Here is a 26,179-nt window from a genome sequence, read left to right as displayed (position 1 = left end):
CGGCGCCCGGCTTCCCCTGCAAGGGGTCGCTTATGGCCGCGAGGTGTTAACGCGCCGTTATCCGTGACCCGGCAGCGTGGCGCCGATCATCAGCAGCTCTTCGTTGGGCGGGGACAGCTGGATTGTCGCGCCGGCCTCGGCGGCCAGGCTGTGGGCGAGCCAGGCGCCGGCAACGCGCGCTTCGGCCGGGCCGTCGGGCAGGCCGTCGGTCAAGGTCGCGCGGAGGTTGGGGTCGAGCAGCACGCGCGGCCCCTCGGCGCGGATCACCAGCTCGAGCCCCCCGCCGGTGCGCTCGGCGCCGACATCAAGCCGCCCGCCGCGCACCAGCGCATCTCCGGCGATCAAGGCCAAGTTGAGCAGCAGCTTGATCGCGCCCTTTGGCATCCGGTCTTCGGCCACCATCCAGCCCAGCTCGAGGCGCTTTTCGGCGCCGAACAGCCCTTCCAGCGCGGCGCGCGCCTCGCTGGTGTCGACGCTGTCGCCGAACCCGCCCGCGGCGCCGAATGCCAGGCGGAAGAATTTCAGTTTGTTGGCGGTGGTCCGCGCGCTGTCGGCGAGCAGCGCCATGCATTGCTCGCGCATGTCGGGGTCGCTCTCGTCGGCGAGCAATTCGACCCCGTTGTTGAGCGCGCCGACCGGCGACATCAGGTCATGGCACAGGCGCGAGCACAGCAGGCTGGCGAAGTCGGCGGCGGAGGTCGGGCTGGTCATCGCGGCGTGATGGGCAAAAACCCCGGACGAGGCAAGGCGGCCACCGCTTGAACCGCCTGAATGCGCGCCCATATTCCCAGCAATGGCCGGGGGGCATCATTTCGTCGACGTGGCGCTCGAGCCGGCCTGGGCCGGGTGGCGGCTTGACCGCGCGCTCGCCGCGGCGCTGCCGACGCTGTCGCGCGAGCGCCTCAAGGTCCTCATCAAGTCCGGCGCGCTCGACGCCAATGGCACCGCGCTACGCGATCCCGCGGTCAAGGTCCGCGGCGGCGAGCAGTTCCGCCTCGCTGTCCCCCAGCCCACCCCCGCGCACAACCAGGCGCAGGACATCCCGCTGACCATCGCGTTCGAGGACGAGCATTTGCTGGTGGTCGACAAGCCCGCCGGGCTGGTGGTCCACCCCGCCGCGGGCAATTTCGACGGCACCTTGGTGAACGCTTTGCTCCACCATTGCGGCGCCAGCCTGTCGGGCATCGGCGGGGTCGCGCGCCCCGGCATCGTCCACCGCATCGACAAGGACACCTCGGGACTGCTGGTGGTGGCCAAGACCGACGTCACCCACGCCGGCCTCGCCAAGCAGTTCGCCGCCCACAGTATCGACCGCCGCTACCTCGCGATCGTCTCGGGCGTGCCGCGAACGCGCGAAGGAAAAGTCGATGCCCCCCTCGCCCGCTCGGCGAGCAACCGAAAGAAAATTGCGATCGTCGAGGGCAGCCGCGGCAAGCGGGCGGTAACCCACTGGAAAAGCCTCGAAACGCTCAAGGATGCGGCGCTGGTCGAATGCGCCCTGGAAACCGGCCGCACCCACCAGGTGCGCGTCCACATGGCCTCGATCGGCCATCCCCTGCTCGGCGACCCGGTTTACGGCCGCGCCGGAAAGACTCACCGCGAGATACTGAAATCGCTCGGCTTTCATCGCCAGGCGCTGCATGCCGCCGCGCTCGGCTTCATCCATCCCGCGACCAAGCAGCATCTCGCGTTCACCAGCCCGATGCCGCCCGATATGCAGGAACTGTTCAGCGCGCTTGGTGTATAGGTTTTGAAACGCTACGGCGCTTAAGCAGCGCCCGGCGCATGGAGAATACGCAGGATCATGGCACAGCAAAAACGCCTCGTTTCGATCCCCGCCTCGGGCGGCGAGGCCGGCCTCAACCGCTATCTGAGCGAAATCAAGAAATTCCCGATCCTCGCCCCGGAGGAGGAATATATGCTGGCCAAGCGCTGGCGCGAGCATGAGGACACCGATGCCGCGGCCAAATTGGTCAACTCGCACCTGCGCCTCGTCGCCAAGATCGCGATGGGCTACCGCGGCTACGGCCTCCCCGTCAGCGAGCTGATCTCCGAGGGCAACATCGGCCTGATGCAGGGGGTCAAGAAGTTCGAGCCCGACCGCGGCTTCCGCCTCGCCACCTACGCGATGTGGTGGATCCGCGCCTCGATCCAGGAATTCATCCTGCGCTCGTGGTCGCTGGTCAAAATGGGCACCACCGCGGCGCAGAAAAAGCTGTTCTTCAACCTGCGCCGGATGAAGAACCAGATCGACGCCTTCGAGGAAGGCGACCTCAAGCCAGCCGACGTCACCAAGATCGCCACCGACCTCGGCGTCACCGAGGACGAAGTGATCTCGATGAACCGCCGCATGGGCATGGGCGGCGACACCTCGCTCAATGCCCCGCTGCGTGACAGCGAGGGCGAAAGCCAGTGGCAGGACTTCCTCGTCGACACCGGCCCGCTGCAGGACGAGAGCATCGCCGACGCCGAGGAAAGCCAGGTCCGCCACGATTTGCTGATGGACGCGCTGGAGAGCCTCAACGACCGCGAAAAGCACATATTGATGGAGCGCCGCCTCGCCGACGAGCCCAAGACGCTGGAAGAATTGTCCCAGGTCTATGACGTCAGCCGCGAACGCATCCGCCAGATCGAGGTGCGCGCGTTCGAGAAGCTCCAGGCCGCGCTGCTGCGCCTGGCCGGCGACCGCAAGCTGTTGCCGGCCGCTTGAGCGGCTGGCGTAAGCGGTCAAAGCTGGATTAAGCTGCGAGCCTGATGCGTCAGCTCGCAATCCTGCTCGCGTTGTTGACCGCTGTTACGGGCACCGCAGTTGCACGCCCGGCGGCGGCTCCGTCTAATCCGCTCGTACATCTGCCCGCGATCGCCGGCGACTACTTCCCGCTCGCGTCCGCGGCGACCGGCCTCACCTACCATATCTTCATCCGCTATCCGCAGGGGTACGCCGACGACCGCGGCCATCGCTATCCGATAGTTTACTTGCTCGACGGAGATTCCGCCTTCCCGTTGCTGGCATCGCAGCACCTGTTCCTGACGATCGACGACAAACTGCCGGAGGCCATCGTGGTCGGCATCGCCTATGGCGGATTCGACCCGAAGATAAACAAGCGCGACGTGGATTTCGGGGAGAGGTCGGAGGCGTTCCACCGCTTCCTCGAGGCCGAGCTATTCCCGCGCGTCGAGGCGGCGTCCCGCGGCGACCCGCTGCGGCGGGTGCTGGTGGGCCAATCCTACGGCGGCTCGTTCGTGTTGTGGTCGGCGCTCAACCGGCCGGACGCCTTCTGGGGACGAATTGCGAGCAACCCGTCGTTCCGGCTTCACAGCGAGAAATTGTGGGAGCCGCCCACCCCGCCCCGGCGCAGCGGCCTGCGCCTCTATGTCGTAAGCGGCACTGCCAATGCGGCCGAACCGCGGCAGCAGGCCATCCGCTGGGTCGACGAGCAAGGCAGGCGCCTTTCGACGGGCATGATCACCGAGCGCATCGACCTAAAGGACGGAACGCACGCGGCTGATCTTCCAGCCGCCTATCGGTCCGCGCTACGCAAACTGTTCGACTGGAAGCCGGCGGCCCCTGACGCCCGCTGACCCGCCCGCGTCGCGACACTGCCGCCGCGCCCGCCACTCTTGCAATCTCCCCAAAACCGGCGGACGGTGAAATATTCAACATGCGCGTGAGGCGCACTCGAAAGCGACTCGCGCGCCCGGGATCCGGACGAAGGAGAGTCGCATGGCCGATGCTGCAAGAAGCGGAGCAACCAAGGGCACTCGAGTGATCGCGCTGGTCGGGCCGGCCGGCGCGGGAAAGACCAGCCTGGCCGAGGCGATGCTGTTCGCCGCCGGGGCAAGCGACCGGCTCGGCGCGACGTCGAACGGCTCGAGCATCGGCGACGCCAGCCCCGAAGCCCGCCAACGCGGCGGCTCGACCGAATTGAACCTCTATAATTTCTCCTACCTCGGCGACGATTTCGCCTTGATCGACAGCCCCGGCTCGATCGGCTTCGCCGCCGACGGCGCGCGAGCCATCGCGCTCGCCGACCTCGCCATCGTGGTGGTCGACCCCGATCCCGCGCGCGCCCCCCTCGCCGCCCCCGCGCTGCGCACCTTGGACGAGCTCGGCATCCCCCACATCGTGTTCGTCAACCGCATCGACCAGGCGCGCGGCCGCATCCGCGACCTGCTCAGCGCATTGCAGCCGATGAGCGTGTCGCCGCTGATCGCGCGGCAAATCCCGATCCGCGACGCCGACAAGGTCACCGGCTTCGTCGACTTGGCGCTCGAGCGCGCGTTCCAATACCGCCCGGGCAAGGAATCCGAGCGGATCGAGATCCCGTCCGAGCTGCAGCAGCGCGAGGCCGAGGCACGCAACCAGATGCTCGAGCAATTGTCCGACCATGACGACGAACTGCTCGAGCAATTGCTGACCGACCAGGCGCCGAGCCAGGACCGCGTGCTCGCCGATTTGGCGCGCGAGACCGGCGAAAGCCTCGGCGTTCCCGTGCTGTTCGGCTCGGCGGCCAGCTCGTGGGGCGTGCGGCGGCTATTGAAAGCGCTGCGCCACGAAGCGCCCGGCCCGCAGGCGGCGGCGGAGCGCCTCGGGGTCAGCGCGCCGGCCTTGGGCGTGTTCAAGATCAGCCACGGCGGCTCGGTCGGCCGGCTGGCGCTGGCGCGCATGCTCGGCGGGCGCATCGCCGAGGGTTCGGACGTCAAGACCGCCGACGGCGAGGTTGCGCGACTGGGGGCGCTGTTCAAGGCGCAGGGCGAGAAGACGCAAAAGGTCGCCGAAGCGCGCGACGGCGATGTCGTCGCGGTGGCCAAGGTCGACGGCACCCGCGCCGGGCAATGGCTCGGCACGGGCGCGCTGCCGCCGCCGCTCGAGGTCGATTATCCGGCGCGCAACTGCGTGCTGGCGATCGCCCCCGCCGACCGCAAGGACGACGTGCGGCTGTCAAGCGCGTTGCAGCGCCTGCTCGAGGAGGATAGCGCGCTCGCGCTCGAGCATGACGAGGCGAGCCACGAAATGCGCCTGAAGGGCGTCAACGACGAGCATTTGAACACCGTGGTCGCGCGCTTGAAGCGGCGCTACGGGGTCGAGGTCAAGAGCCACGCGCCGACCATCGGCTACCGCGAATCGATCCGCCGCACGGTCACCCAGAAAGGCCGCCACAAGAAGCAGTCGGGCGGGCACGGCCAGTTCGGCGACGTGATCATCGAAATCCGCCCGCTGGCGCGCGGCGAAGGCTTCAAGTTCGAGGAGAAGATCCACGGCGGGGCAATCCCCAAGCAATGGATCCCGGCGGTCGAGCAGGGCGTCAAGGACGCCATGATCAAGGGGCCGCTCGGCTTCCCCGTGGTCGATGTCGCGGTAACGCTGATCGACGGCAGCTATCACAGCGTCGACAGCAGCGAACTGGCGTTCCGCATGGCCGGGCGGATCGCGATGCACGAGGCGCTGGCCGCGGCCGGGCCGCATTTGCTCGAGCCGGTGCAGAAGCTCAGCGTGGTGTGCCCGTCGGGCGCGGCGAGCCGGGTCAGCTCGGCGGTGGCGAGCCGCCGCGGGCAGATGCTCGGGATGGGCCCGCGCGACGGCTGGACCGGGTGGGAGCGGGTCGACGCGCTGATCCCCGAGGCCGAGCTGGGCGGGCTCGACGCCGAGCTGAGGTCGCAGAGCCAGGGGCTGGCGAGCTATGAGGCGGGGTTCGACCATCTCGCCGAATTGAACGGGACGCTGGCCGACAAGGTGGTCCAGCAACGGATGCCCGAACCGGCCTAGGCGAGCGAACTCACGGTAAACAGCGGCCGCCAGTCGCCGAGGCCGTGCGCCTGCGCGAAATCGGCGGGGATGCCGGCGCCGCGCTGGATGCCGCCGGTGACGAACACCGCGGCGATGCCGTGGCGCGCCGCGCCAAGCATGTCGGTCAGCAGCCCGTCCCCGATCGCCACCACGCTGTCGAGCGGGGGCGAACCGGCGGTGGCGAGGACGTGCTGGTAGATCGCGGGATGCGGCTTGCCATACCAGGTCACGCGCCCGCCGCGCTCCTCGTAGGCGTCGGCGATGGCGCCGGCGCACGGCACCGCGATCTCGCCGACCATCGCCACGCGGTCGGGGTTGAGGCAGTGCAGCGTGACCCCGCGCGCGGCCCAGCGATCGAGGTCGGCGGCATAATCGGCGATCGAGGCGCGGTGGTCGTCGAAGCCGATGCAGGCGATGTCGGTCGCATCGGAGTCTTCGACGAACGCCAGCCCTGCCCGCTCGAGCTCGGCGCGGTCGTCCTCGGTGCCGAGGAAGCCGGTCGGGCGGCCGAGTGACGTCAAGGCGTCAATCCCCGCCTCCCCGCTCGAATCGATGCGGTCGTACGCACTGCGCGGCAAGCCGAGCCACTCGAGCTCGCGGGCGATGGTCGCCTCGGTGCGCGGGGCGTTGGTGACGAGAAACACGGTGCGGCCCTCGGCTTTCCACCGGGTCAGCCGTTCGACCACGCCGGGGAGCAGGCGGATGCCGTCGTGGATGCAGCCCCACACGTCGCACAGGATTAGGCGGTAGTGCGCGGGGAGCGCGTCGAGTTCGCTCACACCGGCTTTGGCGGGACGCCCGGGATGCGGTCCTCGCGCTCGCCTTCATGCGGCTCGCCACGCGAAACGACGGTGGCGCAGACGAGGTCGCCGGTGACGTTGAGGCTGGTGCGGCACATGTCGAGGAAGCGGTCGACCCCGAGCACCAGCCCGATGCCCTCGGGCGGCACCCCGATCATGCCGAGGATCAGCGCCACCACCGGCAGCGAGCCCGCCGGGACGCCGGCGGTGCCGATCCCGCCGAGGATGCATACCAGCAGCACCAGCGTCTGCTGGCCGAGGCTTAGCTCGACCCCGAAGAATTGGGCGAGGAACAGCACGGTGACGCCCTCGAAGATCGCGGTGCCGTTCTGGTTGGCGGTGGCGCCGATGGTCAGCACGAAGCGCGCCACCCGCGGCGGCAGCTTGAGCCGCGTCTCGGCGACCCTCAGCGCGGTCGGCAGCGTGGCGTTCGACGAGGCGGTCGAGAAGGCCATCACGATCGCTTCCTGCGAGTTGCGGAAGAAGGCGATCGGCGACACTCCGCCGGCCAGCTTGAGCACCAGCGGATAGACGATGAACATGTGGGTACCGAGCGCGAGCAGGACCACTGCGACATAGGCGCCGAGGCGGACCAGCAGCTCCCAACCGAACACCGACGCGAGGTTGAACATGAAGCAGGCGATCGCGATCGGCGCGAAGCGGATGATCAGCGAGATCAGCCGCATCGAGACGTGAAAGATGCCCTCGATCGAGTTCTGCAGGACCTGGGCGGGCTTGGAATCGGTGATCAGCAGCCCGATGCCGAAGATCAGCGCGAACACCATCACCGCGAGGATGTCGTTGTCGGCGGCGGCGGCGATGACGTTGTTGGGGACCAAGGCGAGGACCGCGTTGACGCCCTGCGGCTTGTCCGCCTGGCCTGACAGGATCGCCCCCGCCCCTTCGCGCGCGTCGGCGAGCAGTTGGTTGGCGAGCACGGGATCGACCCCGGCGCCGGGCTGGATGAGGTTGGTGAACGCCAGCGCGAGCACCACCGCGATGCCCGAGACGATGACGGTGAACGCCAAGGTGCGCAAGCCGACGCGCTTCAAGGCGCCGACGTCGCCCATCTCGGCGATTCCGACCACTAGCGCCGAGAACAGCAGAGGGATGACCAGCATGAACAGCAGGCGCAGGAACAATTGGCCGATCGGGCCGGTGACATAGGTGGTGAGGAAACTGACCCATGCCGCATCGCCCGCGGTGGCGTTGGCGATCAGGCCGAACGTGAGGCCGACGACGAACCCGACCAGCATCTGGTACTGCAGCCCGAATTTCTGCGCTTTTTCTTCCCGCATCGTCGCTCCTGTGGTCGGGCCAAGGCTTCGCGGCTCGCCCGAGAAAGGTCAAGGTCAGCCGAACGGCTGGTCGATGCTGGAGGGCGGGACGGTGAACCACTTGGGCCCCGCCGCGGTCATGAAGAAGCAATCCTCGAGCCGCACCCCGAACTTGCCCGGCAAATAAATCCCCGGTTCGTTGGAAAAACACATCCCCGGCGCCAACGGGGTGCTTTCGCCCTGCACCAAATTAACCGGCTCATGCCCCTCCATCCCGATGCCGTGCCCGGTGCGATGCGACAGTCCAGGCAGCCTGTAGCCCGGCCCGTAACCCCAGCCTTCATATGATGCGCGCACTGCGTCGTCGACGCTCCCCGCTGCCGCGCCGACTTTCGCTGCGGCCATCGCAATATCCTGCCCGCGCCGCATCTGCTGCCACACCTTGCGCTGCTCCGCGGTGGGATCGGCGCCGAACACGAAGGTGCGCGCATTGTCGGCCTGGTAGCCGTGCACCGAGCAGCCGCAATCGAGCAGCACGACGTCGCCGTGCTGCAGCGCCTGCGGCTTGCCGGTGCCGTGGGGCAGCGCGCTGGCCGGGCCGAACAGCACCAGTCCGCCGCCGCTGACGCCGCCGAGGTCGGTCACCGCCTGGCTGTACAGCCGCTCGACCTCGGTCGCGGGCATGCCCACCTTGAGGGCGCGCGCGGTGCGGGCGAGCGCGGCGACATTGATGTCGGCGGCGTGCTGCATCAGCGCCAGCTCGGCGGGCGACTTGATCATCCGGCAACCGCGCACGACCGGGTTGGCGCTGACCGCCTTGACCCCGGGCAGATGCTGCTGGAGCTTGTCGAGGATGAAAAAGCGGTTGGTCTCCTCGAACCCGACCGGCTGATTGGCTAGGCCGCGCTCGCGGAGGAAATCGGCGACCAGCTTCAGCGGCTCCTCATCCTCCTGCCACACGCGCACCTCGGCGGGGATGCCGAGGCTCTCTTCGACCGACGGTTTCTCGAAGAACGGGGTGACGACGATCGGGTCACCGCTGACGGGGATGACCACCGCGGTCAGTCGCTCCGAGCGCCACCACTGGACCCCGGTGAAATAATCAAGGCTGGCGCCGGGCTCGATCAGAACCGCGCCGATGCCGTGGCGCTGCATCAAGGCGCGTGCCTTGGCGAGGCGGGCGAGGTGCTCGGGGCGGCCGATCGGCGGGGCCGGGACGAGCGGGGTCGAGGCCTGCGCCGGAGTCACGCCAGTCAGTGCCGCCGCCGCCGCGATGCCACCGATCAGCCCGCGGCGCGAAATTTCTGTCCACTCAGCCATTGCCGCCCCCTGCCAGTGCGCTCAGTTCCTTGACCAGTTTCGCCGCCACCGTGGCTGTCATGCCATTGATGTCGCGCGCTGGGTTGTACTCGACGACGTCGGCGCCGACGATCGGTCCGGTCACGCGGTGGAGCACGCCGAGAATGTCGCGCACCGACAGGCCGCCGGGCTCGTGGTGCGAGACGCCGGGCGCGAACGCCGGGTCGAGCGCGTCGAGGTCGATGCTGATGTACAGCGGTGCGGGTGGGATCGGCACCGCGGCGACGGTGAAGTCACGCATTTCGATCACCTCGACGCCGAACCGCGCGGCCTGCTCGCGGCAATGGCGGTTCATGGTGCGAATGCCGACCTGAACCAGCCGCGTGGCATGCCCGGCCTCCATGATCCGCGCGAACGGGGAGGCGTGGCTCAGCGGATCGCCATCGAAATCGTCGTAGAGGTCGGGGTGCGCGTCGAAGTGAAGGATGTTCACGGGGCCGTGGATCGCGGCGAGGCCGGCGACGATCGGACTGGTGACCATATGGTCGCCGCCGAGCAAGATCGGCACCGCGCCGTCGCTGGCGGCGGCCGAGACGGCGTCGCGGATGCGCGCGGGGTCGGCGGCGGACTCGTCGAGCGGGAGGTCGCCGATGTCTTCGAAGCAGATGTCGTCGCCGAGTTCGAGCCCGGATTCGCTGGCGCGATTGCTGTGGTCAGACGAAAGCGCGGCGCGGATCGCGGGCGGTGCGCTGGCGGCACCGCGCAAAAAGGACGAGTGACTGTCGGTCGGCAGCCCGATCAGGCACACGCGCCGGCTCTGGCCGGAAATGCTCATTGCGCGCGCGCCGTCCAGATCCACGCCGCGGCCGGAAATGTCACGCGGTCGCCGTCGTTATGTTCCGCGATCACAGTGCGCATGCGGTCGAGCGCCGCACCGCGCGCCGGTGCGTCCATCGCCTCCATCGCGCGCGCCGCCGGGCCGATCACGGAGAAGAAGTCGAGCGCCTGGTCGGTTGCGGCCTGGCCCTCGCCCGCGACGTAATCGAAAGCGAGCGGCTCGGGATCGGCGGGGGTCCACCCGGCGCCCCGAAGAAGCTCGCCGACATATTCAGGATCGGCGAAGGCGAAGCCGCTCGGCTCGCGGCCCGGCGGAGGGAGCGGCTTGCCGGCGGCGGCGGATGCGATCTCGGCCGCCCACGCATTGCGCTCCCACGACTGGAAGCAGGAGAAGACCAGCGCTCCACCCGCGGTGGTCGCGGCGCGGAATGTCGTGAAGGCGCGCCGCGGGTCGTCGAAGAACATCACGCCATGGCGCGAGATCAGGAGGTCGAACGGGCCGTGGTCGCGGGCCGCTTGCTCGGCATCCTCGGCGGTGAAGCTAAGCGACGGATTACCGGCGGTGCGCTCGCGCGCGACTGCGACCAAGGCATGTGACAGGTCGCAGCCGAGGACCGTGGCATCGGGGCGGGCGGCGGCGAGCGCCAGCGCGGTGGTCCCTGGCCCGCAGCCGATATCGAGCGCCGTGAACGGTTTCGCCGGGGCGGCGGCGCGGATCGCGCGGTCGAGCGCGGCGCCGATCTCGCTCAGCGCGCGGTCGGTGTCGCGCCAGCGCTCGGCCCAGATATCGCCGCCCGCGCCGGACCAGTCGGGAGTCGCTGCCATGAGCCTTTCTCTTGCATGGCGCGCCCCGCTACGCCAGCAGGCCGCGATGCCGTTCAAGATCGACCACGGGACACGCCCCGGCCCCCGCCCCGGCGCGCGCGAGCTGACCATTATGTTGGCCGGGCTGATGGCGCTCAATGCGTTTGCCATCGACGCGATGATCCCGGCGCTGCCGGCGATCGGCGCCGACCTGTCGGTGGCAGCGGAGAACAACCGCCAGTGGGTGGTGCTCGCTTACTTCCTCGGCTTCGGATCGACCCAGTTGCTGTGGGGTCCATTGGCCGACCGCTTTGGCAGGAAACCGGTGCTGGCGACGGGGATCGCGCTGTATGCGGCGTTCGCCTTGCTGTGCGGGATCGCGGGCAGCTTTGCCTTGCTGATCGCGGGTCGGGTGGCGATGGGCGCGTCGGCCGCGGTGACCCGGGTGCTGGTCATCGCGATGGTCCGCGACCTGTTCGAGGCCGAAGCGATGGCGCGGGTGATGAGCCTGGTGTTCATGGTGTTCATGGTGGTGCCGGTGATCGCGCCGAGCATCGGCCAGGCGATCCTGCTGTTCGCGCCGTGGCGGTGGATCTTCCTCGTGCTTGCCGCATACGGGGTGGGGATGCTGGCGTGGTCGTGGTTGCGGCTGCCCGAAACGCTGCACCCCGAATATCGCCGCAGCCTGAAGTGGCGCGACATGGGCGCGGCGGCGTGGGAGACGCTCAGGGAACCGCAGTCGCGCGGCTATACGCTGGCGCTGGCGTTCACGTTCGGGGGGCTCACCGCGTACATCGCGACGGTCCAGCAGATCGTGTTCGATGCCTTCGATGCGCCGTCCGCGATCGGCTGGGTGTTCGCCGCGGTGGCGGCGCCGATGGCCTTGGCGTCATGGACCAATTCGAAGGTGGTCGGGCGCTACGGCCTGCGGATGGTCGGGCACGGCGGCGCGGTGGTCTTCGCGATAGTGACGGTCGTCCATGCCGGGATCGCCGCAGCGGGATATGAGACGCTGGCGCTGTTCATCGTGCTGCAGGGGCTGGCGATGGCGGCGTTCGCGTTCACCTCGTCCAATTTGGGCACGCTGGCGATGGAGCATATGGGGCCGATCGCCGGCACCGCCTCGTCGGTCCAGGGCGTGGTCGGGACGATCGGCGGAGCCGGGCTCGGCTTCGCGATCGGGCGCGCGTTCGACGGGACGGCCTTGCCGTTCCTGGTCGGCACGGCCGCCTGTGCAGTGGCCGCGTTGGTGGTGATCGCGCTGACCGAGCCCAAGCGCTTGTTCGCCGGGGTCGAGGACAAGGCGCGGGCGGACGGCTAGCCGTCGGCACTAGAATGCTGCCGGACGGCTGAGCCGCCCGCCCGCTGCTGGGGACCTTATTCGTCGTCGGCGGTGGGGCCGACCATCAGCGCTTCGGCAACTTCCTCGGTCTTGCCGCGGATCGAGCGCTCGAGGCGCGCCGCGACGTCGGGATTTTCCTTGAGGTAAAGCTTCGAATTCTCGCGGCCCTGGCCGATGCGGATCGAATCGTAGCTGAACCAAGCGCCCGATTTCTCGACGATGCCGGCCTTGACGCCGAGATCGAGAATCTCGCCGACCTTGGAGATGCCCTCGCCGTACATGATGTCGAACTCGACCTGCTTGAACGGCGGCGCGACCTTGTTCTTGACCACTTTGACCCGCGTGGTGTTGCCGACGATGTCGTCGCGGTCCTTGATCTGCCCGGTGCGGCGGATGTCGAGGCGCACCGAAGCGTAGAATTTGAGCGCATTGCCGCCGGTGGTGGTCTCGGGATTGCCGTACATCACGCCGATCTTCATCCGCACCTGGTTGATGAAGATGACGGTGCATTTCGAACGGCTGATCGAGCCGGTCAGCTTGCGCAGCGCCTGGCTCATCAGGCGCGCCTGGAGGCCGACGTGGCTGTCGCCCATCTCGCCCTCGATCTCCGCCCGCGGCACCAGTGCGGCGACCGAATCGACGACCAGCACGTCGACCGCGTTGGAGCGCACCAGCGTGTCGACGATCTCCAGCGCCTGCTCGCCGGTGTCCGGCTGGGAGACGATCAATTCGTCGATGTCGACGCCCAGTTTCTTGGCGTAGCCGGGGTCGAGCGCATGTTCGGCATCGACGAACGCGGCGGTGCCGCCGACCTTCTGCGCCTCGGCGATCGCGTGCAGCGCGAGCGTGGTCTTGCCCGAGCTTTCCGGCCCGTAGATTTCGATCACCCGGCCGCGCGGCAGGCCGCCGACGCCGAGCGCGATGTCGAGCCCGAGGCTGCCGGTGGAGACCGTTTCGATCTCCATCTTCTCGCGGCTGCCGAGCTTCATCGCCGAGCCCTTGCCAAACGCGCGGTCGATCTGCGCGAGGGCGGCTTCGAGCGCCTTCTGCCTGTCCATATTGCCCGAATCCAATCCCGTTCCGACGACTGCCAGTTGCGCTGCCATGGCCTTGTTCCTCTCGTCAATCAGGCGACCGAGCGGCGCCTCGTGGAGAGAATGATGTATACCGTTTGTTCACGCGGAACAAGAGAAGAACATAAGAGATTTGGCGAAACTTTTTTGAGGCGATTTCAGGCGATTGGCCGGTGTTCAGTCCTGCGTGCTGTCAGCCCCATCGCGGGGCAACCCGCCGCTGCCTGACAATTACCGCCCGCCCGCTTCGAAGAACTGGCGGACGCTGGCGATTGTCGTGTGCGCCCCCGGCACCTGGTAATGGGGCTCATCCTTGAAGCTGCGCCAGTCTCCGCCCCACTCGATGCCATCTAGCTTGGCGTGCGCAGAGGCGGCGCGATACTGATTGCCCGACGTCAGGTAGCGGCCGTTGTCGAACAGCCCGATATCCCACGCCAGCCCGAAATTGTGCCAGCTGCTGCCCGCCTTGGCGCGGGACACGATCGGGCCAGGATTGCCGAACCGGCCCTGGCGGTAGATCGCGGTCTGCTCGGCATAGGTGCGGGTGCCCGAGATGACGCGCGCGTCGAAACCGGCAGTGATCAGGCGCTTGAGCGAGCGGCGACACAGTTTTTGCGCGGCCGTCTGCAGCGTCCGGATGTTGCGCTCGCTGCGGTCGTCGAAACGCCCCTCGGCCTGCGCGAGAGCGTCGCACTCGGCGATGAACGCGCGCTCCGCGGCGTCGGTCCGCGGGCCCCATTCGCCATCCAGGCGATTGCGGTACAGGCCGCAGCAGCTCAGCAGGCGCTGCTCGAACAGGATGTCGGTCGGAAACAGGCGGTTGCTCAAAGTGCCCTCCCTGGTGCGCGCGAAAGGCGCATCTAGTGAACCGAGCAGCGGTGTTTTTATCGGTTTTTCACGGCCAAGTTAAGAGCATGAATTGACCGGCGCCGCGGCTCCCGCGCAATCAGCGCAATACCGCGTCGAGGGCCGCGCGCATCGCGGCATGAAATTCCGAGCGGTGGTAGATGTCGTTGTGGCCGGCACTGGCGATGGTACGGTCGAAGGCGAGATTGCCGACCTGTCGGCGCAAGCCCTCGGTGCGCTCGGGCGGGATCAAGGTGTCGCGCTCGCCGGCGACGATCGCCACCGGTACCTTGGACTCCCTCAGGGGCTCGGCGGCCTCGATCTCATGCTCGAACACCATTCCGATCGGCAGCCACGGGAATTGCCCGGTGGCGACCGCCTCGAGCGAATCGAACGGGGTGACGAGGATGAGGCCGTCGAGCGTGCGGTGCGCGGCGAGGTTGGCGGCGATTCCGCTGCCGATGCTCATCCCGACCGCGACGATGTGTTTGGGATCCACTTGCTTGACCGCAAAATCGTAGACGATCGGGGCATCGGCGAGCAGCGCCTTCGCCGACGGCGTGCCGGTCGACGGGCGATAGCCGCGGTAATGAAAGGTGACGACATCGGCCGCGGGGTAGAGCTGGTGAAAATAGATGGCGGCATCCTGCGCGTTCCACGCATTGCCGCCGAAGCCGAGGATCAGCAGCCGGTCGGCCGATGGTGACAGCGGCGGGATATGGACGCCGTGGAGCCGGCTGCCGTCGGCCGCTTCAAGCTCGAGCAGCTTGGCGCCGCGCGGCAGCGGGCCGGGATTTGCCACCGCATGGGTCGGAAAGATCGTTTGGGTCTGGAGCATCGAAAGCATGACGAGGGTGCCGATCAGGACAATGGCGGCAGCGAGGAGCAGCCGGGGCAGGCGCGGCTTACTGGGCGTAGGCGGCGTCGAGCGCCGGGGTGACGCGGTCGATGGTGTACGGCTTCTCGATCACCGGAACGTGGGCGAACTCGGGCGGCGGTGGATCGACATGGCCGCCGGTCGCCAGCACGAACGGCACCGACTGCTCGCGCAGGCGCATTGCCACCGGCCACACGTTCTCGCCCTTCAAATTGACGTCGAGGATGGCGAGGTCGAACCCGCCCTTGTCGACCTCCCTAAGGGCGCAGGCGACCGTGTCACAGGTGGCCTGGACCGAATGGCCAAGCGATTCGAGGAAGTCCTCGAGCATCATGGCGATCAGCGGCTCGTCCTCGACGATCAGGATGGTGCGGGAAGCGGTCATTGCGGCGTAGGCATAAGCTGCCGTTCCGGACCTGCAAAGATTTATTTGGGCGCCAGTGCCTTGCGCGCGGCCTCGGCCAGTTCCTGGACCGAAAAGGGCTTGGGCAGGAAGGCAACATTGTCGATGTCGATCGAGTTGCGCAATTGCTCCTCGGCGTAGCCCGACATGAACAGGATCGGCAGATCGGGGCGGCTCAGGCGCGCCTCGCGGACCATCGTCGGACCGTCCATCGCCGGCATCACCACGTCGGTGATCAGCAAGGCGATGTCCCCGCCCCGGCCGAGCACCTCGAGCGCTTCCTCGCCGTTGGTGGCGGTGATCACGGTGTAGCCATGGCGAACCAGCGCCCGCTCGGCGACCGTGCGCACCATCGGCTCGTCCTCGACCAGCAGCACGGTGCCGGTGCCCCACAGCTCATCCGCGGGGGCCTTGCTTCCCCGTGCCGCCTTGCCCGGCTTGTCCTCGACCCGGTGGACTGGGAGGTAAATGACGAAGCGAGTCCCCTCCCCGACCTTGGAATCGGCGAAGATGAAGCCGCCCGACTGCTTGACGATGCCGTAGACGGTGCTGAGCCCGAGCCCGGTGCCCTTGCCCACTTCTTTGGTCGTGAAGAACGGCTCGAACACCTTGGACAGGATGCTCGGCGCGATGCCGCAGCCGGTGTCGGTCACCGACAAGGCAGTGTAATCGGCGGTCGGCAGAATCTCCGAGCCAAGCTCGGCGACCTGGTCGGCGCGCACCGCGTAGGTCTGGATGGTCAGCGTGCCGCCGCCCTTGGCGATGATCGCGTCGCGGGCGTTGACCGCGAGGTTGATGATGACCTGCTCGAGCTGGCCCGGGTCGGCGCGGATCGGTCCGAGGTTGCGGCCATGCTTGACCGCCAGCTGGACCGTCTCGCCGAGCAGGCGCTTGAGCAGGTGCGACACCTCGGACACGACATCCGGCAATTGCAGCACTTGCGGGCGCAGCGTCTGCTGGCGCGAAAAAGCGAGCAATTGGCGGGTCAGGCCGGCGGCGCGGTTGGAGTTCGACTTGATCTGCTGGATGTCGTCATAGTCGCTGTCGCCCGGCGTGTGGCGCATCAGCATGAGGTCGCAGTGGCCGATGATGGCGGTCAGGATATTGTTGAAATCATGGGCCACGCCGCCGGCCAATTGCCCGACCGCCTGCATCTTGGTCGCCTGGGCGATTTGGCGCTTGAGCTTGGCCTCCTCGCTATTGTCCTTGAGCAGGAGCAGCACCGCGGCGTCGCCTAGGCCGCGCAGGCCGGCGACGGTCAGCGCGACCGGCTCGGCCGGGCTCCGCGCAAGGCGGACCGCGAGATCGCCCGACATCGCGGGCCCGCGCGCGTTGCGCCGCACGGTGTCGGCGACGGCCGCCTTGTCCTCCTTGACCACCAGGTCGCCGGGATAGATCGGGCGCGCGTTGGGCTTGATCCCGCCGGCCGTGCGAAAGGCGTCGTTCATGGTCAGGAAGCGCCCGTCCCGGTCAACCAGGGCGAGCCCGATCGGGAGCATGTCGAGCAGCGCCTGGAGCTGGGTCGAGCCGGCCGACGCATCGGCGCTGTCGAACAGCAGGAACGTGCCGGGCCCGTTGGGCAGCGCGGGGTCGACCGGCATGTGCACTGCGCGCATCATATGCGCGTTCTCGCCCTCGGCCACGAGGCGGAACTGCCCGTCGTCGGAAACTTCGACGAGATCGGCGAAGCTGGGGTGGTCGCGGGCCTCGATGCCGGTCAGCGCGCGGTCGGCGAACAAGCGGTTCGACGCCAGCAGCCGGCCATCCTGGTCGACCAGCGCGGCAAGCACCGCGGCGTGGCCGAGGCGCTCGCCGACGACCCCGGTGACGCGCTCCGCCGCGATCGCCATGGGATCGGACGCGGTCGGCTCGGGAAACCGCCACAACAAGAGGTCGCCGCGCGCGCCGACCCGCTCGATCTCGACCGCGATCGGGCCGGCGGCTGTGGTCACCCCGCCCGCACACCCCCCGCCATCGCGCCACGCCATCGACTGCGCCGCCGCGAGAGCCTGCATCGCATCGTCGTCGGTGCCGAGGGTCGCGGGCCGCGGTGCCCCCTCGAAGCGCGCGCGATAGGCGGCGTTGGCGATCAGCAGGGTGCCGTCTGCGGCAGTCAGCGCCGCGGCCTGGTCCGACAGCGCTAGCGCCGAGCCGACGATCGAGAAATCGGGGCCGGCCGCGACCGGATCGAATGCCATCGGCGGACTTGCCCGGCGCATGCCCATCACCGCCCCCGCAAGGCATGCCGCCAGGAATATGCCGGCGGCGAGCGGGAAGCCGGCCGCCCACAGCAGCCCGCCCCCGCTGAGCGCCGCCGCAGCGCCGATTGCCGGGACCAGCCAGCGCGCGCCCTGATTGAGCGGCGAGGCGTCGAGCGCCGGCAGGTCCTGATGCAGCATCAGCTACCAGATCCGGACCCGCTGCTCCGGCGGCAGATAGAGCTTGTGTTGGGGCTGCACATCGAACGCCTGATACCACGGGTCGAAGTTGCGCACGATCCATACCCGCTGGATCGCCGGCGCATGGGGATCGGTGAGGATGCGGCTGCGCAGATTGGCCTCGCGATAGTTGCGCCTCCACACCTGCGCCCAGCCGAGATAGAAGCGCTGGTCGCCGGTCATGCCGTCGATCACCGGCGCTTCCTGCCCGCCGAGCGACTTCCGGTAAGCATCATAGGCGATCTGGATGCCCGCAAGGTCGCCGATATTTTCCCCTAAAGTAAATTCACCCTTGAGGAACTCGCCCGGAAGAATCTCATATTTGTCATATTGTTCGACGAGCTTCTTCGAGCGCGCGTTGAAGTTGGCGACGTCCTGCGGGGTCCACCAGTCGGCAAGATTGCCCTTGTCGTCATACTTGGCGCCCTGGTCGTCGAAATGGTGGCTGATTTCGTGGCCGATGACGGCGCCAATCGCGCCGTAATTGATCGCGGGATCGGCGCCCGGATCGAAGAACGGCGGCTGGAGGATGGCGGCGGGGAAGGTGATCGCGACCAGGCTGGAGTTGGCCTGGGCGTTGACCGTCATCGGGTCGAGCCCCCACTCCCAGCGGTAGATCGGCTTGCCCAGCTTGCCGACGTTCCAGTCATAGGCCCAGCGGTTGGCCCGCTCGGCGTTGCCGAACAGATCGTCGCGCGCGATCGTAACCGACGAATAGTCGTGCCACTGCTCGGGATAGCCGACGCGGCTCTTGAACGCGGCGAGCTTGGCCTTGGCCCTGAGCTTGGTTGCGGGCGCCATCCAGTCGAGCGCCTCGATCCGCGTGCCGAGCGCGGCGACGACGTTGGCGACCAGCACGTCCATCGCCGCCTTGGCCTCGGGGGTGAAATATTTGGCGACATAGTCCTTCGACACTTCGTCGGTCAGCGCATTGGTGGTGAAATCGACCGCGCGCTTCCACCGCGGCTGGTTTTGCGGGGTGCCGTTGAGCTTGGTGCCGTAGAAAGCGAACGCTTCGTCGGCGACCGCCTTGGGCAGCACGTCGGCATAGGCATCGAGCGAACGCACGATCAACTGGTCGCGCAGCACCTGGAGCGGCGCCTTGCGTGCCAGCGCGGCGATGCCGGTGAACGCGCTGGGCTGGGCGACCAGCAGCTCGGTGACGTCGACCCCGCCCTCGCGCAGGTAAGTGGCCCAGTCGAAGCCGGGGGCGAGCCGGGCGAGCTCGGCAACCGTCATCTTGTTGTAGATCTTGGTCGCGTCGCTGCTGTCCTCGCGGTTCCACGACACTTTGGCGATGGCGGTCTCGAACGCGAGCAGGGCCTTGGCGCGGGACGCCGCGTTGGCCTCTCCGGCGAGGGTCAGGACGTTGGTCAAATGGGCGAGGTATGCGGTGCGCAGCGCGGCCATCTCGGGCTTGGCGAGCAGATACATGTCGCGGTCGGGCATGCCGAGGCCGGCCTGGCCGAGCCCGACGATGTAGACCTCGCTGTTGCGGTCATCCTGGCCGACCCCGCCGGCGAACAGGCCGACGATGCCCCGACGCGCGGCTTTGGCGGACAGAGCGGCGAAGCCGGCGCGGTCATCGAGGCCGCGGATTTGATCGAGCCACGGCTGGATCGGGGTCAGGCCGCGCGCCTCGACCGCGGCTTCGTCGAGGAAGCTCGCGTATGCGGCGCCGATGCGGCTGGCGGGATCGTCCTTGGCCGCCTCGAGCAGCTCGCGGACGCGTTCCTGGCTGGTGTCCTGGAGCGCGTTGAACATGCCGTAATTGGACTTGTCGGCCGGGATCGGGGTGCGCTTGGCCCAGGCGCCGTTCGCAAATTCGTAGAAATCGTCGCCGGGGCGGACGCTCGGGTCCATCCCGGTGCGGTCGAAGCCGAATTCGCCGATTTTCGCGGCTGGGGCGGCGGCGGGTACTGCGGCGGCCGGCGGCGGCGCTGGTGCCTCCGGGGCGGCGGCGATCGGCGGCGGTGTCGTCGCGGCGCAACCGGACAGCATGGTGCCGGCGGCAAACAGGATAGTCAGGCGATTCATGGATCCTCCGGGTCGGCTTGGGCGCGCGGCGTGCCGCTTACGCGCTGCGGCGACGGTGCCGCCACTTGCGCGCCACCCACCAGCGCCATCCGACGAGCGACACCCAATATCCTGCGAACGCCACCACCGCGCCGATTACCGCGAGCCCGGTCAGCATCGCCGGGGCCGCATCGGACACCAGCCAGCTTAGCCAGCGGCCGACGCTGGCGTTGGTCGTTCGCAGCGCGTCGAACGCGGCGAGATCGGCATGATAGCCCAGGCGGTTGCCGACGTTGATCGCGGCGACGATGAACAGCGGCGTGGTCGCCGGGTTGGACAGAAAGGTCATCGCCGCGGCGAGCGGGATGTTCCCCCGCAGCGGCGCCGAGACCAAGGCGGCGCCGACGATCTGCAGCCCCGGGATCATCAGCACGATGCCGATGAACAGACCGATCGCCACGCCGCGCGGAACCGAGCGGCGGGTAAAGCGCCACAGGCCGCGGCGGCGGATGCGCTTGCCGAACGGTTTCAGCCAGCGGCTCTTGAGCACTTCCTCGCGCGATGGCGCAACACGGTGGAACCAGCGGCTGAGGCGGACGGCGAGATCAGCCATGGTTGCGCAGCAGCCGCCCCTGCTCACGCTTCCAGTCGCGTTCCTTTTCGGTGTCGCGCTTGTCGTGCATCTTCTTGCCCCGCGCGATCGCCAGTTCGACCTTGGCCTTGCCGCGCGAGTTGAAATATATGGAAAGCGGGACCAGCGTCAGCCCCTGACGCGCCACCGCCCCCTGCAATTTGGCGATCTCGCGCTGTTTGAGCAACAGTTTGCGCGGGCGCCGCGGCTGGTGGTTGAGGCGGTTGCCGTGGCTGTATTCGGGGACATGGCTGTTGATCAGCCACAGTTCCTCGCCTTCGACCGCGGCATAGCTTTCGGCGATCGAGCCTTCGCCGACGCGCAGCGATTTCACTTCGGTGCCGGTCAGCTGGATGCCCGCCTCGAAGCGCTCCTCGACGAAATAATCGTAGCGCGCGCGGCGGTTCTCGGCGACCACCTTGGCCTTGTCGAACGGGGCTGGGAGGGGCTTGGCCATGGGCGTCAGTTAGGGTGCGTCCGAGCCGAAAGCTAGGAGTGTGCCCCTGCGAAGGCAGGGGCCCAGACTGGATCCCTGCCTTCGCAGGGATACAAGCTTAAGCGAGACCTGCGTGATCCAGCGCGGCGTCGACAGCTTGCCGGGCAGCCTCGCTCGGCTCGGTCAGCGGCAGGCGGAGCTCGGTGGGGAAGCCGGGGCGGACGCGGCTCAGCGCATATTTGGCCGGGCCGGGGGAGGCGTCGGCGAACATTGCGGCATGGAGCGGGTAGAGGCGGTCGTTGAGCGCCAGCGCCTCGTCCCAGCGGCCTTCGCGCGTCGCCTCCTGGAAATCGGCGCACAATTTGGGCGCGACGTTGGCGGTGACCGAGATGCACCCGACCCCGCCCATCGCGTTGAAGCCGAGCGCCATGTCGTCGTTGCCCGAGAGCTGGCAGAATTGCTCGCCGCTGGCGAGGCGCTGGGCGGTGACGCGGGCGAGGTTGCCGCTGGCGTCCTTGACCCCGACCACGGTCGGCAGGCGGGCAACCTCGGCGAGGGTTTCGACGCTGATGTCGGCAACGGTGCGGCTGGGAACGTTGTAGACCACGATCGGCAGGTCCGACGCCTCGGCCAGCGCGCGGTAATGGGCGGCGATGCCGGACTGGCTCGGCTTGTTGTAATAGGGCACGACGATCAGCGCGGCGGTGGCGCCGACCTCGGCCGCGGCGCGCATGCGCTCGATCGAGGCGGCGGTCGAGTAGCTGCCGCAGCCGGCGATCACGGGGACGCGGCCGCGCGCGGTGTCGACCGCCAGCTTGACGACGCGGCGGTGCTCGTCGGCCGACAGGGTGGGGACTTCGCCGGTGGTCCCGCACGGCACCAGGCCGGTCGAGCCTTCGGCGATTTGCCACTCGACCAGCTCGGCGAATGTGTCTTCCGCGACACGGCCGCCTGCAAATGGCGTGACTAGCGCCGGTATCGACCCGAAAAACATGAACTTTTACCTTCCACGGGGATTGCCGGAGGGTCTAGTTTGAGCCTCCCGTTCAGCGACTGATAAGGACTGCGACTGCATGGTGTCCAGCATGAGGCGAGCCGCGTTTTTACTGCCCTTGATGGGATTTGCCGGGTCGAGCAGCGCGCAGGTCGCGGTTCAGCCATCCTATGCCCCGTCGTACCAGGCCCAGGCCGGCAATGTCGGCTATGCGCTCAACGACTGGCGGCGGCTGCGCCAGAGCGAGGGCTACAGTTTCGGCGATTATGCGCGGTTCCTGATCTACAACCCCGATTGGCCGGGCGAGAGCGCGATGCGGCGCTCGGCCGAAAAAGCGATGCGGCCGGGGGAGAATGCGGCGACCGTGCTGGCGTTCTTCCGCAGCGACCCGCCGCTCAGCGGCAATGGGTTTGCACGATATGCCGAGGCGCTCAGCGCTACGGGCCGCGCCACCGAGGCGCTCGAGGCGGCGCGCAAGGCGTGGGCCTCGCCCGACCTCAGCGCCTACGACGAGCAGAGTTTTTACGCGCGGTTCGGGACCAGCCTGACGTTCGCCGACCACGAGCGCCGCGCCGACGCCTTGCTGTTCGACAAGAAGGCGAGCGATGCGCAGCGGTTCCTGAGCCTGGTCGGCGCGGCGCGCCGCCCGGCGTTCGCGGCGCGGGTGGCGATGCAGACGCGCTCGCCCAACGCCGAATATCTCTACCAGCAGGCGCAGCACCGCGTCGCCGCCGATGCCGGGCTGCTGATGGACCGCGCGCGTTACCTGCGCGACGGCGGCAACGAGCAATTGGCGCGCTCGCTTTTCGCGCGGCCGCACGGCTTCACCGAGCGGCCGGCCGACGTCGAGCGTTTTTACGAGATGCAATTGCTGCTCGCCGAGGGCGCGGCGCGTTCCGGGCAGTGGACCACCGCGTTCAACATCGCGCGCCAGCTCGACGATTCGTTCGCGCCGGGCACCGACATTACCACCCAGCCGTACGGCGTGCGCGACGAATATACCTCGCTGGCGTGGCTGGCGGGAACGGCGGCGTTGCAGGCGGTCGGGCGGCCGGCGGACGCGGTCGCGATGTTCCACCGCTATGCCAAGGGCGGCAAGTCGCTGCAGGTACTGAGCAAGGGCTATTACTGGGCCGGGCGCGCGGCCTTGGCGGCGCGCAAGCCGGCCGAGGCGACGGCGTACTTCACCGCGGCGGGCGGTTATCCGGAATTGTTCTACGGGCAGCTTGCGCTCGAGCGGCTCGGGCGCACGGTCCCTGCCCCGCAATATGCCGCGACCGGCACGGTGGCGCCGGCGCTGCGCGCGCAGTTCGGCGCCAACCGGCTGGTCCAGGCGACGCGGGTGCTGGGCAGCCAGGGGCGGCGCGACGAGCAGGCCTTGTTCGTCCGCGCGCTGGCGGAATCGCTCAAGACGCGCGACGAGCGGCTGCTCGCGGTCGAGCTGGCGCAGCAGATCGGGCGCCAGGATCTGAACGTGTGGGTGGCCCGCTCGGCGCGCAACAATGGCGAGGCGTTCTACGTCCGCCAGGCCTTCCCGACGCACTCATCGTCGGTGCCGAGCGGGCGGATCTGGTCGCTGGCGCATGGCATCACGCGGCAGGAAAGCTCGTTCGACCGCACCGCGATCAGCCACGCCGGGGCGCGCGGGCTGATGCAGCTGATGCCGGGCACCGCGCGCGAGCAGGCGGGCAAGATGGGCTACGGCTATGACTACGGCCGCCTGACCAGCGACCCGACCTACAACGTCATGCTCGGCTCGGCCTATTTCCAGCGCATGCTCAACACATGGGGAGGCAATGTCCCGCTCGCGGTGGCGAGCTACAACGCCGGCGCGGGCAATGTCCGCAAGTGGGTCAACGCCTATGGCGATCCGCGCGGCGGGACCGACGTGCTGCGCTGGATCGAGCAGATCCCGTTCACCGAGACGCGCGGCTATGTCCAGCGGGTGATCGAGAACAGCGTGGTCTACGACAGCCTCAACCCGTCGCCCCAGCCGGCCACCGCGATGCATGTCTCGCGCTACCTCGGCAAGGGCGCGCCGGGTTGACGGCGGCCTGGTGACGGGGGCCACGCCGCGGTTCATTACGGCGGACGGGTTGGCGCGGCTGCGCGCTGAATATGACCAATTGTTTGGGCACGAGCGGCCCAAACTGGTCGAGGTGATCAGCTGGGCGGCGGGCAACGGCGACCGCTCGGAGAACGGCGACTATATCTACGGGCGCAAGCGGCTGCGCGAGATCGACCGCCGGTTGAGCCATCTGGCGCGGGTGATGAAGGCGGCCAAGGTGGTCGACCCGGCCGCCCAGGCGACTAACGCAGTGCGCTTCGGGGCGACGGTCGAGCTGGCGGATGACGACGATGCGCGGCGGGTGGTGACGATCGTCGGCGATGACGAGACCGACGCCGGCGCGGGCCGCATCGGCTGGAGCTCGCCGATCGCCCGCGCCCTGATCGGGGCCAAGGTCGGCGACGAACGCATCGTCCACCTCCCCGCCAGCGAGAAAAGCTACGAAGTGATTAGTATATACTATTAGCAATGTGCTCCTGCGAAGGCAGGAGCCCAGACTGGGACCCTGCATTCGCTGGTACAAACACAGCTGTCGGCTACGACCTTGATCGCATGCTCCTTGCGCTGGCGCGCCGAGACTGGCGCCGGGGCGTTCATCATGAGGTCCTCGGCCTTCTGGTTCATCGGGAACAGCACCACCTCGCGGATGTTGGGCTCGCCCGCGAGCAGCATCACGATGCGGTCGATGCCCGGCGCCGAGCCGCCGTGCGGCGGGGCGCCGTACTGGAAGGCGCCGATCATCCCGGGGAAGCTGGTGTCGACCTCCGCGCGGCTGTAGCCGGCGATCTCGAACGCCTTGTACATGATGTCGGGGCGGTGGTTGCGGATCGCGCCCGAGCTCAATTCGACCCCGTTGCACACGATGTCATACTGCCAGGCGAGGATATCGAGCGGGTCCTTGCTCTCGAGCGCTTCCAGTTCGCCCTGCGGCATCGAGAACGGATTGTGCGAGAAATCGACCTTCTTGGCGTCCTCGTCATATTCGAACATCGGGAAGTCGACGATCCAGCAGAAGCGGAACGCGCCGTCCTCGATCAGCCCGAGCTGCTCGGCGACGCGGGTGCGCGCGGCCCCCGCCAGCTTGGCCGCCTCGCCTTCCTTGCCGGCGGCGAAGAAGATGCCGTCGTCGGGGCCGAGCACCATTTCCGCGGCGAGCTTGTCCATCGCCTCGGGCCCATGGTTCTTGGCGATCGGGCCGCCCCATTCGCCGCCTTTGCGCGTAGCATAACCGAGACCCGCGAAGCCCTCGCCGCGCGCCCATTCGTTCATTTCATCGAAGAACTTGCGGCTCTTGTCGGCGGTGTTCGGCGCCGCCACCGCACGCACCACGCCGCCGCCGGCGACGATATTGGCGAACAACCCGAAGCCCGAGCCGGCGAAGTGGCCACCGACGTCATGGACGACCAGCGGATTGCGCAGGTCGGGCTTGTCGCTGCCGTATTTGAGCATCGCCTCGCGATACGGAATGCGCGGGAACTGGCCGGCGGGGGTGACCGCCTTGCCGTCGGCGAATTCCTCGAACAGCCCGGCGAGCACCGGCTCGATCGCGTTGAACACGTCGTCCTGGGTGACGAAGCTCATCTCGAAGTCGAGCTGGTAGAATTCGCCGGGCGAGCGGTCGGCGCGGGCGTCTTCGTCGCGGAAACAGGGCGCGATCTGGAAATAGCGGTCGAAGCCGGCGACCATGATCAACTGCTTGAACATCTGCGGCGCCTGGGGAAGCGCGTAGAATTTGCCCGGGTGAACGCGGCTCGGCACCAGATAATCGCGCGCGCCCTCGGGGCTGCTCGCGGTCAGGATGGGCGTCTGGAACTCCGTAAAACCCTGGTCGATCATGCGGCGGCGGATGGAGGCGATGACCGAGGAGCGCAGCATCAGGTTGCGGTGCGGCTTCTCGCGGCGCAGGTCGAGGAAGCGGTAGCGCAGGCGCAGATCCTCCGGAAACTCCTGCTCGCCGGCGACCTGGATAGGCAGTTGTTCGGCGGCCGATTGCACCGTCACCTCGCGGACGCGCAGCTCGACCGCACCGGTCGGCAGCTTCGCGTTGACCGTGCCCGGCTCGCGCAGCACCACCTCGCCGGTGACCGTCACCACGCTCTCGGGGCGCAGCGCCTCCAGCGTCGCCAGCATCGGCGAGCCCTGGGCGACCACGCATTGCGTCAGGCCGTGATGGTCGCGCAGGTCGAGGAACAGCAGCCCGCCATGGTCGCGCTTGCGATGCACCCAGCCCGACAGGCGCGCGGTGGCCCC

At 68.2% G+C, this 26,179-nt stretch carries 23 protein-coding genes; 7 read left to right on the top strand and 16 right to left on the bottom strand.

Annotated features, from left to right (window positions below; genetic code table 11):
* Positions 1 to 57: 57 nt before the first annotated feature.
* Entirely contained in the window at positions 58 to 711 is a 654-nt protein-coding gene (locus RMP08_RS00480) for a histidine phosphotransferase family protein (protein ID WP_310466978.1), read from the bottom strand.
* 82 nt (positions 712 to 793) lie between these two features.
* Between RMP08_RS00480 and RMP08_RS00475 the strand changes: the two genes are divergently transcribed.
* The 4 genes from RMP08_RS00475 to RMP08_RS00460 all read left to right on the top strand — a co-directional run bounded on the left by RMP08_RS00475 (position 794) and on the right by RMP08_RS00460 (position 5,767).
* Positions 794 to 1,747, top strand: a complete 954-nt coding sequence (locus RMP08_RS00475) for an RluA family pseudouridine synthase (RefSeq protein ID WP_310466977.1) — start codon at positions 794 to 796, stop codon at positions 1,745 to 1,747.
* Positions 1,748 to 1,804: 57 nt separating this feature from the next.
* Positions 1,805 to 2,710: an RNA polymerase sigma factor RpoH gene (gene rpoH, locus RMP08_RS00470; RefSeq protein ID WP_310466976.1), complete on the top strand. Its 906-nt coding sequence runs from the start codon at positions 1,805 to 1,807 to the stop codon at positions 2,708 to 2,710.
* Between the two features lie 44 nt (positions 2,711 to 2,754).
* Entirely contained in the window at positions 2,755 to 3,582 is an 828-nt protein-coding gene (locus RMP08_RS00465; protein ID WP_310466975.1) for an alpha/beta hydrolase-fold protein, read from the top strand.
* A 142-nt stretch (positions 3,583 to 3,724) separates the two neighbouring features.
* Positions 3,725 to 5,767, top strand: a complete 2,043-nt coding sequence (locus RMP08_RS00460) for an elongation factor G (RefSeq protein WP_310466974.1) — start codon at positions 3,725 to 3,727, stop codon at positions 5,765 to 5,767.
* On the opposite strand, the gene RMP08_RS00455 is transcribed toward RMP08_RS00460, so the two are convergent.
* Genes RMP08_RS00455 through RMP08_RS00435 form a run of 5 tightly spaced genes read right to left on the bottom strand, consistent with a single transcriptional unit; the run spans position 5,764 to position 10,826 of the window.
* Positions 5,764 to 6,567, bottom strand: a complete 804-nt coding sequence (locus RMP08_RS00455; protein ID WP_310466973.1) for a TIGR01459 family HAD-type hydrolase — start codon at positions 6,565 to 6,567, stop codon at positions 5,764 to 5,766. The genes RMP08_RS00460 and RMP08_RS00455 overlap by 4 nt on opposite strands.
* Positions 6,564 to 7,886 carry a dicarboxylate/amino acid:cation symporter gene (locus RMP08_RS00450; protein WP_310466972.1) on the bottom strand — a complete coding sequence of 441 codons (1,323 nt, stop codon included), beginning with the start codon at positions 7,884 to 7,886 and terminating at the stop codon, positions 6,564 to 6,566. The genes RMP08_RS00455 and RMP08_RS00450 overlap by 4 nt, the downstream gene beginning before the upstream one ends.
* Positions 7,887 to 7,940: 54 nt before the next feature.
* On the bottom strand, positions 7,941 to 9,185 hold the full coding sequence (locus tag RMP08_RS00445) for a Xaa-Pro peptidase family protein (protein WP_310466971.1): 1,245 nt from the start codon (positions 9,183 to 9,185) through the stop codon (positions 7,941 to 7,943).
* Positions 9,178 to 9,999: an agmatinase family protein gene (locus RMP08_RS00440; protein WP_310466970.1), complete on the bottom strand. Its 822-nt coding sequence runs from the start codon at positions 9,997 to 9,999 to the stop codon at positions 9,178 to 9,180. The genes RMP08_RS00445 and RMP08_RS00440 overlap by 8 nt, the downstream gene beginning before the upstream one ends.
* Positions 9,996 to 10,826 (bottom strand): class I SAM-dependent methyltransferase, encoded by an 831-nt coding sequence (locus RMP08_RS00435; protein ID WP_310466969.1) that lies wholly within the window; start codon positions 10,824 to 10,826, stop codon positions 9,996 to 9,998. Before RMP08_RS00435 ends, RMP08_RS00440 begins: the two co-directional genes overlap by 4 nt.
* Between RMP08_RS00435 and RMP08_RS00430 the strand changes: the two genes are divergently transcribed.
* On the top strand, positions 10,825 to 12,126 hold the full coding sequence (locus tag RMP08_RS00430; RefSeq protein ID WP_310466968.1) for a multidrug effflux MFS transporter: 1,302 nt from the start codon (positions 10,825 to 10,827) through the stop codon (positions 12,124 to 12,126). The genes RMP08_RS00435 and RMP08_RS00430 overlap by 2 nt on opposite strands.
* Before the next feature lie 56 nt (positions 12,127 to 12,182).
* Here RMP08_RS00430 and recA read toward each other — a convergent pair whose 3' ends face one another.
* The 9 genes from recA to dapA all read right to left on the bottom strand — a co-directional run bounded on the left by recA (position 12,183) and on the right by dapA (position 21,861).
* Entirely contained in the window at positions 12,183 to 13,205 is a 1,023-nt protein-coding gene (recA, locus tag RMP08_RS00425) for a recombinase RecA (protein WP_310466967.1), read from the bottom strand.
* Positions 13,206 to 13,451: 246 nt separating this feature from the next.
* Positions 13,452 to 14,048: a M15 family metallopeptidase gene (locus RMP08_RS00420; protein ID WP_310466966.1), complete on the bottom strand. Its 597-nt coding sequence runs from the start codon at positions 14,046 to 14,048 to the stop codon at positions 13,452 to 13,454.
* 118 nt (positions 14,049 to 14,166) lie between these two features.
* Positions 14,167 to 14,913, bottom strand: a complete 747-nt coding sequence (locus tag RMP08_RS00415; protein WP_310466965.1) for an alpha/beta hydrolase — start codon at positions 14,911 to 14,913, stop codon at positions 14,167 to 14,169.
* Between the two features lie 58 nt (positions 14,914 to 14,971).
* Entirely contained in the window at positions 14,972 to 15,328 is a 357-nt protein-coding gene (locus tag RMP08_RS00410; RefSeq protein ID WP_310466964.1) for a response regulator, read from the bottom strand.
* 41 nt (positions 15,329 to 15,369) lie between these two features.
* Entirely contained in the window at positions 15,370 to 17,745 is a 2,376-nt protein-coding gene (locus RMP08_RS00405; protein WP_310466963.1) for an ATP-binding protein, read from the bottom strand.
* A gap of 3 nt (positions 17,746 to 17,748) precedes the next feature.
* Positions 17,749 to 19,821, bottom strand: a complete 2,073-nt coding sequence (locus tag RMP08_RS00400) for a M13 family metallopeptidase (RefSeq protein ID WP_310466962.1) — start codon at positions 19,819 to 19,821, stop codon at positions 17,749 to 17,751.
* A 37-nt stretch (positions 19,822 to 19,858) separates the two neighbouring features.
* A complete protein-coding gene (locus RMP08_RS00395) occupies positions 19,859 to 20,413 on the bottom strand; it encodes a DUF2062 domain-containing protein (protein WP_310466961.1) in 555 nt (184 codons plus the stop codon).
* On the bottom strand, positions 20,406 to 20,888 hold the full coding sequence (gene smpB / locus RMP08_RS00390; protein WP_310466960.1) for an SsrA-binding protein SmpB: 483 nt from the start codon (positions 20,886 to 20,888) through the stop codon (positions 20,406 to 20,408). The genes RMP08_RS00395 and smpB overlap by 8 nt, the downstream gene beginning before the upstream one ends.
* A gap of 97 nt (positions 20,889 to 20,985) precedes the next feature.
* Complete coding sequence (gene dapA / locus RMP08_RS00385) at positions 20,986 to 21,861, bottom strand: 4-hydroxy-tetrahydrodipicolinate synthase (protein WP_310466959.1); 876 nt, start codon at positions 21,859 to 21,861, stop codon at positions 20,986 to 20,988.
* A gap of 121 nt (positions 21,862 to 21,982) precedes the next feature.
* On the opposite strand from dapA, the gene RMP08_RS00380 reads away from it, so the two are divergent.
* A complete protein-coding gene (locus tag RMP08_RS00380; protein WP_310466958.1) occupies positions 21,983 to 23,908 on the top strand; it encodes a lytic transglycosylase domain-containing protein in 1,926 nt (641 codons plus the stop codon).
* Between the two features lie 10 nt (positions 23,909 to 23,918).
* On the top strand, positions 23,919 to 24,395 hold the full coding sequence (gene greB / locus RMP08_RS00375) for a transcription elongation factor GreB (protein WP_310466957.1): 477 nt from the start codon (positions 23,919 to 23,921) through the stop codon (positions 24,393 to 24,395).
* Here greB and aspS read toward each other — a convergent pair.
* A partial coding sequence (gene aspS / locus RMP08_RS00370) for an aspartate--tRNA ligase (RefSeq protein WP_310466956.1) occupies positions 24,392 to 26,179 on the bottom strand: 1,788 nt, incomplete at its 5' end. The two genes, greB and aspS, sit on opposite strands and share 4 nt — an antisense overlap.

The organism is Sphingomonas sp. (genome assembly GCF_031426035.1).
GTDB lineage: Bacteria > Pseudomonadota > Alphaproteobacteria > Sphingomonadales > Sphingomonadaceae > Sphingomicrobium.
This window is presented reverse-complemented; position numbering and strand designations above follow the sequence as displayed.